Origin of the sequence: Gorillibacterium timonense, assembly GCF_001457415.1 — a bacterium.
In the GTDB taxonomy this organism is placed as follows: Bacteria; Bacillota; Bacilli; order Paenibacillales; family NBRC-103111; genus Gorillibacterium; species Gorillibacterium timonense.
The window spans coordinates 1,747,891-1,759,447 of the sequence record NZ_LN881724.1; the positions used below are offsets into that span (position 1 = coordinate 1,747,891).

General features: G+C 52.7%; 10 protein-coding genes. All 10 read left to right on the forward strand.

Features of this window, described 5'->3' with window-relative positions:
- Positions 1 to 5 precede the first annotated feature (5 nt).
- The 10 genes from rbfA (at position 6) to BN2684_RS20660 (ending at position 11,530) form a co-directional block, all read left to right on the forward strand.
- A complete protein-coding gene (gene rbfA / locus BN2684_RS20615; RefSeq protein ID WP_058303976.1) occupies positions 6 to 362 on the forward strand; it encodes a 30S ribosome-binding factor RbfA in 357 nt (118 codons plus the stop codon).
- Complete coding sequence (locus BN2684_RS20620) at positions 359 to 1,348, forward strand: DHH family phosphoesterase (protein WP_058303977.1); 990 nt, start codon at positions 359 to 361, stop codon at positions 1,346 to 1,348. The genes rbfA and BN2684_RS20620 overlap by 4 nt, the downstream gene beginning before the upstream one ends.
- Complete coding sequence (truB, locus tag BN2684_RS20625) at positions 1,339 to 2,304, forward strand: tRNA pseudouridine(55) synthase TruB (protein WP_058303978.1); 966 nt, start codon at positions 1,339 to 1,341, stop codon at positions 2,302 to 2,304. Before BN2684_RS20620 ends, truB begins: the two co-directional genes overlap by 10 nt.
- 40 nt (positions 2,305 to 2,344) lie before the next feature.
- A complete protein-coding gene (locus BN2684_RS20630; protein ID WP_058303979.1) occupies positions 2,345 to 3,286 on the forward strand; it encodes a bifunctional riboflavin kinase/FAD synthetase in 942 nt (313 codons plus the stop codon).
- Positions 3,287 to 3,443: 157 nt separating this feature from the next.
- Entirely contained in the window at positions 3,444 to 3,713 is a 270-nt protein-coding gene (gene rpsO, locus BN2684_RS20635) for a 30S ribosomal protein S15 (protein WP_058303980.1), read from the forward strand.
- A 356-nt stretch (positions 3,714 to 4,069) separates the two neighbouring features.
- Positions 4,070 to 6,241, forward strand: a complete 2,172-nt coding sequence (gene pnp, locus BN2684_RS20640; protein WP_058303981.1) for a polyribonucleotide nucleotidyltransferase — start codon at positions 4,070 to 4,072, stop codon at positions 6,239 to 6,241.
- A 259-nt stretch (positions 6,242 to 6,500) separates the two neighbouring features.
- The gene (locus BN2684_RS20645) at positions 6,501 to 7,589 is read left to right on the forward strand and encodes a polysaccharide deacetylase family protein (protein ID WP_234340289.1); all 1,089 of its coding nucleotides are present in this window, start codon (positions 6,501 to 6,503) and stop codon (positions 7,587 to 7,589) included.
- Positions 7,586 to 8,851 (forward strand): M16 family metallopeptidase, encoded by a 1,266-nt coding sequence (locus BN2684_RS20650; RefSeq protein ID WP_058303982.1) that lies wholly within the window; start codon positions 7,586 to 7,588, stop codon positions 8,849 to 8,851. The genes BN2684_RS20645 and BN2684_RS20650 overlap by 4 nt, the downstream gene beginning before the upstream one ends.
- Positions 8,829 to 9,278 (forward strand): dUTP diphosphatase, encoded by a 450-nt coding sequence (dut, locus tag BN2684_RS20655; RefSeq protein ID WP_082652099.1) that lies wholly within the window; start codon positions 8,829 to 8,831, stop codon positions 9,276 to 9,278. The genes BN2684_RS20650 and dut overlap by 23 nt, the downstream gene beginning before the upstream one ends.
- A 386-nt stretch (positions 9,279 to 9,664) precedes the next feature.
- Positions 9,665 to 11,530, forward strand: a complete 1,866-nt coding sequence (locus tag BN2684_RS20660) for an LTA synthase family protein (protein ID WP_058303984.1) — start codon at positions 9,665 to 9,667, stop codon at positions 11,528 to 11,530.
- The last annotated feature ends 27 nt before the right edge of the window (positions 11,531 to 11,557 follow it).

Genomic DNA, 11,557 nt, shown 5'->3' on the forward strand with positions numbered 1-11,557 from the left:
GATCAGTGGCCAGAATTCGAACGGGCCGGGTTGCCGAAGAGATCAAGAAGGAACTCAGCCAGATTCTTCAACTGGAGTTTAAAGACCCGCGCATCGGGTTTCTGACAATTACAGGCGTTGAAGTCACGAATGATTTGACGCAAGCCAAGGTCTACCTTAGCGTTCTCGGTTCAGAGGAGCAGCGGGAAGCCACCCTGAAGGCGCTCGCCCGAGGGAAAGGCTTTCTGCGCTCCGAGCTCGGCAAGAAAATCCGGCTTCGGGTCGTTCCAGAGCTGATCTTCAAGTTCGACAATTCCATCGACTATGGAAGCAAGATTGAAGCGATGCTTGCCGAACTGAATGAAGGGAAGGCGGAAGAATGAGCGCAAGCAAGGCGCTTTTCTCCGAGCAGCTGAAAGAAGCCGCCCGCTTTCTCCGCGAGGGGGACGATTTCCTGGTGGTATCCCATGTCAATCCAGACGGGGATGCCATCAGTTCCACCTTGGCGGTGGGGGAAATCCTTACGCAGCTTGGGAAACGGTTTACGATGATCAATGATTCCGGCAACCCGACTAAATTCGCTTTTTTAGCGGGCGACCGCATCATTCTGAATGACTCGCTCCATCCTTCCGTCTCTTTTAAGCAGGTAGTGACGGTGGATTGCGCTGACTACGCCCGAGTTGGTAAGGTTATGGAGCGGATTCCGGAAGGAACTCCGCTTCTTAACATCGATCATCACCGGACGAATGACGGTTTTGGAACGGTGCAACTCTTACACCCGGACGCGGCGGCAACCGCCGAGATTCTATATTCGCTCATTAACGAGTTATCTCTTACCTGGAATCGAGAGTTGGCTACGTTCATTTATACGGGTATGCTCACGGATACAGGCGGGTTTCGCTACGCGAATACGAATCCCGAAGTGATGAAGATCGCCTCCGAACTGTTGCAGTGGGGGGTTCCGGGTAGCGAGCTCGCCGTTCGACTTCTGGAGAGGCTGACCTTATCTCAGGTCAGGCTTCTGCAGAAGGGGCTCGGAAGTCTTTCTTTTTCCCATGGCGGTAAAATTGCTTGGATCTGCATCTCTCATTCCGATATCGAGGAATTGGGAGCGACAAGCGACGATATGGACAACCTAGTCAACTACCCTCGCAACATCGAGGGGGTAGATGTTGGCATCCTGTTTAAAGAAATGAAACCGGGCATTTTCAAAGTGAGCCTGCGTTCTGCGGGTGAAGTGAATGTTGCCGAAGTCGCTAGCTTCTTCGGAGGAGGCGGGCATATCCGCGCAGCCGGTTGTACCGTGACTGGCTCGTTGGAAGAAGTTGTGGCGGACGTGGTTCGGGAAGCAGGGAAAGCATGGGCGTGAATGCGAAGGAATCCAATGGTTCCCATGAATCCTATGAAGGCGTGCTTCCAGTCTGGAAGCCGTCTGGCTTTACCTCTCACGATGTCGTCGCCAAAGTGCGCCGTCTGCTCGGCATCCGCCGAATTGGTCACACCGGAACGCTGGATCCTGCCGTCACGGGAGTTTTGCCTCTTTGCGTGGGTAGAGCGACGCGAGTAGTGGAATATATTCAGGATCTGCCCAAAGAATATGAGGCTGTCCTGACGATCGGCTATTCGACCGACACGGAAGACGCTACGGGAACGGTAATCGATCAGGTGGAGCAGGTAAACCTGTCGGCCGATCAGGTTCACACCATGCTTAAGCGGTTTGTCGGTGTGATTGAGCAGGTTCCGCCGATGTATTCCGCCGTGAAGATCGAAGGAAAGAGACTCTATGAGTTGGCGCGCGCCGGTATGGAAGTCGAACGCAAGCCGCGACAGGTCGAAATCTATTCGATTGAAACGCTCGGGATGAATCTTGAGCAGCCTCATCCGGATATTCGCATCCGCGTCCGATGCTCCAAAGGCACTTATATTCGGACCCTCTGCTCGGATATCGGTCGAGCTCTCGGGTACCCCGCCGTCATGTCCGATCTCGTTCGGACGAGTACAGGGGGGATCGGTCGAGAACGCTGCGTAACACTGGATGAAATTGCGATGCGACGAGACGAGGGGACGCTGGCGTCCTGCTTTATTCCTTCTGATGAAGCTATCTCTTATCTTCCGGCTTGTCGGCTGCCTGCACGGGAAGCTCGATTCGCGCTTCAGGGAAGAACGATACGAGCAGAAGGATTGCCGGACAGCGAGCAATGGGTCGAAGGATTGTATCGGGTTTACGGACAACCGGAGGATTCCGCCGAGAAGGAGCTTTTTCTCGGACTTTTCCGATTAGACCCATCCCGAACCTTGCTTAAGCCGGAAAAAGTATTTACGTAAGCCGAAGAAGGCAAAAATTCTTAAGAACCGGAGACAGACCATGCATGTCATTGAGCTGAATCACCTCTATCAGCTTCCGCTTGATCTTGCCTCTTCGCCGGGCCTTGTGCTTGCCATCGGAGACTTTGACGGTGTCCATCAAGGGCACCGGGAAGTGATTCGCCGGGCGACTACCCGCGCGGAGGAACGGAAGCTTTCATCCGCTGTTATGACCTTTCATCCTCATCCGAGAGAAATTCTTGGAATGGACAAATATCGTCAAATTCTGACTCCGCTCCCGGATAAGCTTGAATTGCTGGACCGGCTGGGACTCACCTATACGTTTCTGGTGAACTTCGACAAGGCTTTCTCCGAGCTGCCACCTGCCGAGTTTGTCGAGAAGATTCTCGTGAAGTTGAATTTGGAGACGGTAGTGGTCGGCTTCGATTTCAAATTCGGCCGTGGCGGGGAAGGAAACCCTGACTCTCTTGCCAACTTAGCGAAGGGGAGATTCGCGGTTGAGGTCATCCGGCCGTTTCACGCGGACGGACAAAAGGTCAGCAGCACGCTCATCCGGGAATATCTCCTTGCTGGCGATGTGGGCGAAGCGAATCTGCTTCTCGACCGTCCGTATACCATCTGCGGGGAAGTGGTAACGGGAGCGGGCAGAGGCCGGACGATCGGCTTTCCCACCGCGAACGTACAGCCCACTCAACCTTACGTGATTCCCGCCAATGGGGTCTATGCCGTACGTGTCCAGACAGATGACGGGGAGTTTGGCGGGGTGATGAATATCGGGGTAAAACCGACCTTTGATGTGGATGAAGGACGCACCTTGGAGGTTCATCTTCTTGATTATTCCGGATCGCTGTACGGCCAAAAGGTGCGCGTCGAATTTCATTCCATGCTGCGGCCGGAACGGAAATTCGCTTCCGTGGACGAGTTGGTTTCTCAGATTGCGCGAGATGCGGAAGAGGCCAAATCCCGTTTAGCGATGATTTAATCCGGTTTGGTATCGAATCATTTACTTCTAACCTTTGGATATGCTATACTGTTTAACGGTATTGCTACCGAACCTTTGCTTGGATGCTCGCACTCACCGGCGGCTTCTGGGCTTACGGGGATGAAACAGAAAGAACAGGAAAAGGAGGTGAGCGTACATGGCATTGACCCAGGAACGGAAACAAGAGTTGATTTCCGAACATAAGGTTCACGAAACGGACACGGGTTCTCCCGAAGTTCAAGTCGCGATCCTGACGGAAAACATCATCAACCTGACCAACCATCTGCGCGTTCACAAGAAGGATCACCACTCTCGTCGAGGCTTGCTCAAAATGGTCGGACAGCGCCGTAAACTGCTGACGTACCTGAAGAACAACGACGTGAGACGGTACAGCGCGCTGATCGAAAAGCTCGGTCTTCGCAGGTAATATCGAAGCGGGAAGCAACCGGTGTTCCCCCATGCCGAATGTATGGGGGACAAGGTTGCTTTTTCTTGGCTTATTCAAGCATCCAGAATGATCCTGCAGCGGAAGAGGACAACCTCCTTTGGCGCATTCTGGAACGCAGTATGACGACTGGAGTTTTTCCGTAAGAAGGGGCAACCCTGCTTTTACGGTTTTCATATTGGATAGGGAAAGCGCTTCTCGTCCATGCACGGGTAAAGGAAGCGATCATCGTTCACCGTTGAAAGGATGGGCTTAGGGACATACTGGCTAATGAAACCGATGTCCGAGGGTCCATATAACGAACTGCAGCGAACAGTTTCTTTGAGTAGGAGGCAGCTATGGAAAAAATCATTCAATTCGATTTGGCGGGGCGGACATTCAGTCTTGAAACCGGCAAATTGGCCAAGCAAGCGAACGGTGCCGTTATGGCCCGTTATGGCGATACGGCGGTTCTCTGTACGGTAACCGCTTCGTCTGAGCCGAAGGATCTCGATTTCTTCCCGCTTACGGTGAATTATGAGGAACGCCTCTATGCCGTCGGCAAAATCCCCGGAGGTTACATCAAGCGCGAAGGAAGGCCGACCCAGAAGGCCATTTTATCGAGCCGCTTGACGGACCGTCCGATTCGTCCGCTGTTCCCGGAAGGGTTCCGTAACGATGTCCAGATCGTCAATCTGGTCATGAGTGTGGATCAGGACTGCGCACCCGATATCGTCGCCATGATCGGAACCTCGGCGGCGTTGACGATCTCCGACGTTCCGTTCAGCGGTCCGATTGGTGGTGTTATTGTCGGTCGGATCGATGGTGAATTCATCATCAATCCAACCGTCGAGCAAGCCGACAAGACAGAACTGTTCCTTGTCGTTGCCGGAACGAAGGATGCCATCATGATGGTTGAGGCCGAAGCTCATGAGGTTCCAGAAGACATTATGCTGGAAGCGATCATGTTCGGCCATGAGGAAATTAAGAAGATCGTTGCGAAGATTGAAGAGTTCTCGCAGGAGACTGGCAAACCGAAGATGGAAGTGGTTCTGCATCAGGTCGATCAAGCGGTAAACCGCGATGTTCGCGACTATGCGGCTGACCGTCTCGTTGAAGCGGTCAGCATCAGTGAGAAACAAGCGCGTCAGGATGCTATCGACGCGATTAACGCGGAAGCCGTCGCGCATTTCGAAGAACGCTATGAGATGGATTCTGATAAGATCGGCGATGTGAAGGAAGTCCTCTACGACATCGTGAAAGAGGAAGTTCGCCGTCTAATCACCCATGACAAGGTTCGCCCGGATGGACGAGCATTGGACGAAATTCGCCCGATCAGCTGCGAAACGTCGCTGCTTCCTCGGACGCATGGTTCCGCACTCTTCACGCGCGGCCAGACTCAAGCGCTCAGCGTTTGTACCCTCGGCGCACTCGGCGATGTCCAAATCCTCGACGGCCTCGACTTGGAAGAGTCGAAACGATTCATGCACCATTACAACTTCCCGCCGTTCAGCGTAGGGGAAGCACGGCCTTTGCGTGCTCCAGGTCGCCGAGAAATCGGTCATGGTGCCCTCGGTGAGCGCGCTCTGGGAATGGTACTTCCGGATGAAGCAGAATTCCCGTACGCGATTCGTCTTGTTGCAGAAGTGCTGGAGTCGAACGGCTCCACCTCGCAGGCGAGTATCTGCGCCAGCTGCATGGCGATGATGGATGCCGGTGTTCCGATCAAGGCTCCGGTTGCCGGGGTTGCGATGGGTCTCATCAAGGATGGCGATCATGTCTCCATTCTGACGGATATTCAAGGCATGGAAGACCATCTGGGCGATATGGACTTCAAGGTGGCAGGGACGAGCAAAGGCGTAACCGCCATTCAGATGGATATCAAGATCGACGGCATAAACCGCGAAATCTTGTCTGAAGCTCTCAGCCAAGCGTACAAAGGCCGCTTGTTCATCATGGACAAGATGATGGGTGCTATCAGCGAACCGCGCAAAGAGCTGTCCAAATACGCTCCGAAGATCATCATCATGCAGATCAACCCGGACAAAATTCGGGATGTCATTGGCGCAGGCGGCAAGATCATCAACAAGATCATTGACGAAACCGGCGTGAAGATCGATATCGAGCAAGACGGCAAGGTGTACATCGCTTCCTCCAACCAGGAAATGAACGAGAAGGCTCGCTCCATTATCGAAGGCATCGTACGCGATGTTGTCGTAGGAGAGACGTATCTCGGTACGGTTAAGCGGGTGGAGAAATTCGGCGCCTTTGTTGAGGTCCTTCCCGGTAAGGAAGGGCTCGTCCACATTTCACAGCTTTCAACCGAGCGGGTTGCGAAGGTGGAAGACGTCGTGAACATAGGCGATACGATCACCGTTAAGGTAACGGAAATCGATCCGCAAGGTAGAATCAATCTCTCTCGCAAGGTTGTACTTGATCCGACGGCATCCGCGGAGATCGTACGCACACCTCGCCCCGAAGGACGTCCGTCCGGCGACCGTCCGCGCGGACCGCGCCCAGAGAGAAGATAACAATCATCAATGGAATAAAGTAGTTTAGGGAGACCCCCGAGGTTCTCCCTTTTTTACTTTCACATAAAGGGGAAAGCAGCCTGCTTATGCGGTTTTCTCCAATCTTATCTCGCTTATCGGCAACCGCTGATAAGCTTTTTTCGTGACGGTGGACTTCCTTTGTTCCGCTTCTAAGCTTGGCCTCGTACGCATACGATGGAAGCAAAAGAGGCTCGTACGCTGGCAGCATACTGGGTACATGCCTGAACGGAGGTTTCCCGTGCGAAAGCCGAATGAGCGTATCGCCGTTATTGCCTTTTGCCTGATCCTTATCGTGATTTGGTCGAGCGGTCCGTTGCTTGGTGTGGACGCGTATGTGTCCAAAGTGAAGCAGGGCAAGCTGCAAGCCAGCCGGGCTGCATTATCGGACAATAAGGCCAAGCAAACTCCCCAATCAGAAGAAGCTCTTCGAGAGCGAATCCAAGCTGAAGCCGCAAAGCTGAACAAACCACCGGTAAATGCTCGCATCGACCGGGTATGGAAAGCGATCCCCGGCTACAACGGGCTTGAAGTAGACGTGGAGAAGACGATCAAGCTTGCTCTCGCCCATAAGACGGGAGCGGAGGATCCGTTGCCTTTTGTCTATAACGAGCGTGCTCCTAAAGTGAATCTAACCGATTTGGAGACCCAGCCCATCTACAAGGGAAATCCCGACAAGCCTATGGCTTCGCTAATGATCAACGTGGCGTGGGGAGAAGAATATTTGCCAGCCATGTTGGAAACCTTGCTTAACGAAAACGTTCATGCTACATTCTTCTTTGACGGTTCTTGGCTGTCGAAGCATGTTGAATTGGCCAAGCAAATTGGCTCTGCCGGCCATGAATTGTCTAATCATGCGTATTCTCATCCCAATATGAGCGAGCTTAGCCGCTCTCAGGCTGTCGAACAGATTGCGAAGACGCAAGCGCTGTTGAAAGACAAGCTCGGGGTAACCAACACGCTGTTTGCGCCGCCGTCAGGAGACTTCAATCAGCAAACGGTTTGGATCGCCAAGGAACAAGGCTTGACGACCGTGCTTTGGACGGTGGACACCGTGGATTGGAAGAAACCCGAGCCTTCTGTCATTTTACGCCGGATCAATTCGCGTTTGGAACCGGGTTCCTTGATTCTGATGCATCCGACTGCTTCGACTCGGGACGCCCTTCCCGGAATCATTCGCATGATTAAGCAAAAGGGGCTGGCCCTCGGAACGGTCAGCGAGTTACTCTCAACCAAGAGGGTTTCCCCTATTGAATGGATGGGGAACACGCCTTTACCGGGGATAAGCAACACCTCGGATCCGATTAATGTATATGGAGGTACTCCGTGATCAAACATGAATTATCTAATGGCCTTCGGGTCGTCCTTGAACCGATTAATACCCTGCGTTCCGTCTCGTTCGGCATCTGGGTGAAAGCCGGCTCGCGCAATGAACGTCCCGACCAAAACGGAATCACCCATTTTATCGAGCACATGCTCTTTAAAGGAACCGACCGGCACAGCGCAAAAGATATCGCCGATATCTTCGATGGCATTGGAGGCAACGTGAACGCCTTCACCACGAAAGAGTACACCTGCTACTATGCAAAGGTGCTCGATGAGCATCTACCTATTGCCGTGGATGTGCTGTCCGACATGTTCTTTCATTCCCGTTTCGATCAGGAAGAACTGGACAAAGAGCGGGGAGTCATTCTGGAGGAAATCTCGATGTATGAAGATACCCCTGACGATCTTGTTCACGATCTCATCGCCAAAGCGGCATATGGCTCTCACCCACTCGGGTATACCATCTTGGGAACGGAGTCGAATCTGAAGAGCTTTGCTCCCGATTCCTTACGGAATTATATGTCGGAACGCTATCGGGTTCAAGATACGGTGATTGCGGTAGCAGGCAATTATCCGGCTACGATCCTGGAGCTTCTTGAAGACCGCTTCGGTTCCTTCCGTACGGCAGGAACACCGGCCCAAATTGAGGTTCCTCAGTTTCAAGCGAGCCTGGAGTATCATCGGAAGAAGACCGAACAGAACCACATCTGCCTCGCGCTGCCTGGCTGCGGGCTGAAAGATGAGCGCCTTTACTCCATGGTTCTGTTGAACAATGCAATTGGGGGAGGAATGAGCTCCCGCTTATTTCAGGAGATCCGCGAAAAACGGGGTCTAGCCTACTCGGTTTATTCCTATCATTCCGCTCATGCCGACAGTGGCATGTTCACGATTTATGCCGGAACCGCTCCGAAGCAAACCGATGAGGTATTGAAGCTGACCCTGGAGCTCTTGCAGGAAGTGCTGGAGCAAGGCTTAACCCCAGAAGAGCTGAGGCGGGGCAAGGAACAGCTGAAGGGAAGCCTCATCCTCGGACTGGAAAGCTCCGGCAGCCGGATGAACCGCATCGGGAAGAACGAGCTCATGCTCGGGAAGCATGAACCGATCGATTCGATTCTGGCCCGTATTGAGGCGGTGTCCATGGAGGATGTCCAAGGCCTAACCCGCGAGCTGTTCTCGCATCCGTTCGCTGCCGCCATGGTAGGCGGAAGCGACAAAGCCATTCAGGCGGTTAGGAGGGATTGCTTTGCTTCATCAAGTGCTCATTAAGAAGCTTCCCGGTTCAGACGACATTCCGCTGCCCGAACGAATGTCCGAGCTGGCAGCAGGCTTCGATCTGTATGCCGCTGTCGCTGAGCCTGTCGAGCTGAAGCCAGGAGAGCGGACGCTCATTCCGACCGGCTTTCAGCTGGCGATGCCGGCTGTACTTGAAGCTCAGATTCGCCCGCGCAGCGGGCTCGCCCTGAAGCATGGAATCACCTGTTTGAACTCGCCCGGAACGATTGACGCGGATTACCGGGGAGAAGTGAAGGTGCTCTTGGCAAACCTCGGAAGCGAGCCGTTTGTGATCAATCGGAGAGAGCGGATCGCGCAGATGGTCTTTCAGCTCGTGCCGCAAGTGGAGCTGCTTGAAGCGGACGAGCTTCCTGAAACCGATAGAGGAGCAGGCGGTTTCGGTCACACCGGCAAACGTTAAACCCAATTTAGTAGGCAGAGGCTGCCCGCTCGGGCAGCCTGTTTTTGTTTGGTTGTGGCATCCGATCTTGAAAAAAACGGAAACCAAGTGTAAGCTTATGCCGTATTACGAAACTGGCGGTAAATGGAATTAAGCAGTGGATACAAGTTGGCGTTAATTGGTATGGTAAAGAGGGCGGGTACTTTCGTTTTAAGTTGAAAGCGTACTAAGTGAGACTAAGGCGTGTTTTCAAACTGCGGGGATGTCCGAAACGGACAAACATAATCGTTTGAAGAATGAGCAGGACGAGCAAATACCCGCGATTTCTTTAAGTCCAACCAACGGGAATCCGGTTTAACACGCCCTAGGCAAGTCAGCTGTACCCATGTGGCCGGGAGGAAATCATCATGCAACGTGAAGCAAGCAAGCCGTTTTACACCACACCGTTTTTTGTTTTTACCATCCTGATGATCTTTAAGATTTACTTGTCCTGGTTTGTCATCTTTGGAGCTTCGGTGGAAGCTCTCCCGCTTGTGACAGCGATCTTCTCCATTTGGGTGCTGTTCTGCTTGATCGAGCGCTTTTCCGATAAGCGGAAGATGGTTTGCTACATGATCGTCAACATCGTGCTGACCTCCATCTATTTTGCAGCGATTATGTATTACAAATATTATGGGGTTATCGTGACCTATCGTGCACTACAGCAGGCCAATCAAGTGACGCAGGTCAAAGGAAGCGTCTTTCATTTGATGCATCCTTACTTTCTGTTGATCTACGTGGACATCGTCGTTATGCTGCTGCTGCAAGCCTTTTCCCGTAAGTTCCGGACTTGGGGGCGCGCGAAAGCCCGTTATCGGACGTGGATTTCTCTCGGCTTTATCGTTTCCTTGGTCTTTTCGTTCGGAGCGGTTTGGTTTAACCGGGATATCGTCAATGAAGTGAAGCAGGCGCAGCATATGGGTATCCTCAATTACGAGGTATACACGATTGCTTCCGACCTTTTTAAAGGCTCTGACAAACCCGTTCAGGTAACGCCGGAGATGGTGAAGGCACTCAAGGGTGAGAATGCGCTTGATCCTACTCAGCCCGCGCAGTTCAAGGGGCTAGCCAAAGGACGCAATGTCATCGTCATTCAGTTAGAAGCTTTCCAAGACATCCTGATTGGCAAATCCATCGATGGCATTGAGCTGACCCCGAACATGAACAAGCTGGCGAAGGAAAATGTGTATTTCAAAAACTTCTTCCAGCAAGCGGGGCAGGGGAATACCTCTGACGCTGAATATCTGTTGAATACTTCTCTCTTTGTTCCGCCGAACGGAGCAGCAGCTCAGACTTATGTGGATAAGGCGCTGCCGAGTTTGCCGAAGCTGTTCAAGACCGAAGGGTACGATGCGGTTACCTTCCATACGAATGATGTGGAGTTTTGGAACCGCAAGGAGCTGTATGCAGCACTTGGCTTCGACCGCCATTACGATAAAACCTTTTTCAAGGATGAGGATTTTCTCTTCTTCGGGGCTTCGGACCCGGTACTCTACCGGAAAACCGCTGAGGAGATGGGCCGCCTGCAAAAGGAAGGCACAAAATTTTACGCAAACGTCATCTCCATGTCGAGCCATCATCCCTTCGACCTGCCGGAAGAGCGCCGCTTGATCAAGCTGCCGGACAAGTACCAGGGAACCTTCGTGAACGACTATATTACGGCGGAGAACTACGCGGACCATGCCCTTGGCCAATTTATCGAGGAATTAAAGGCGAATGGGGTTTGGGATAACAGCTTGATCGTCATCTACGGGGATCATATGGGGATGCCGGTGTATTCCTTGACCGACCATGAGAAGGATCTGCTGAAGGAATATTTGGGCCGGGAATACAATTATCAGGATATGCTGAATATTCCGCTGATCATCTCTGTGCCGGGCAAGCTGGAAGCGCGGACCTACAGTCATGTCGGAGGCCAGATCGACCTCCTGCCGACGATTGCCAATCTCATGGACTTGTCCCTGAAGAATCAGGTCGTGTTCGGACAGGACATTCTGAACAACCGGAACGATCTGCTCCCCGAGCGTTATTATTTGCCCTCAGGTTCCTTCATTACGAACAAAGCTATCTTCGTACCGGGTAAAGGGTATGAGGACGGCGAAACGTATCCTCTGCCGGAGGGTGAGGAGCCGCAGGGAGGCCCGAATGAGACCACGAAGGATGAATATGACCGTGCGCTTCAATTGATCAAACTGTGCGATGATTACGTGAAAACCTTGCCGGAACGATACTGATTGCTCCGGAATGACGAACCGTCTGCT

Coding starts and splice junctions, on each gene's coding strand:
- BN2684_RS20620 (WP_058303977.1), top strand. CDS start 359: ATGAGCGCAAGCAAGGCGCTTTTCTCCGAGCAGCTGAAAGAAGCCGCC.
- truB (WP_058303978.1), top strand. CDS start 1,339: ATGGGCGTGAATGCGAAGGAATCCAATGGTTCCCATGAATCCTATGAA.
- BN2684_RS20630 (WP_058303979.1), top strand. CDS start 2,345: ATGCATGTCATTGAGCTGAATCACCTCTATCAGCTTCCGCTTGATCTT.
- rpsO (WP_058303980.1), top strand. CDS start 3,444: ATGGCATTGACCCAGGAACGGAAACAAGAGTTGATTTCCGAACATAAG.
- pnp (WP_058303981.1), top strand. CDS start 4,070: ATGGAAAAAATCATTCAATTCGATTTGGCGGGGCGGACATTCAGTCTT.
- BN2684_RS20660 (WP_058303984.1), top strand. CDS start 9,665: ATGCAACGTGAAGCAAGCAAGCCGTTTTACACCACACCGTTTTTTGTT.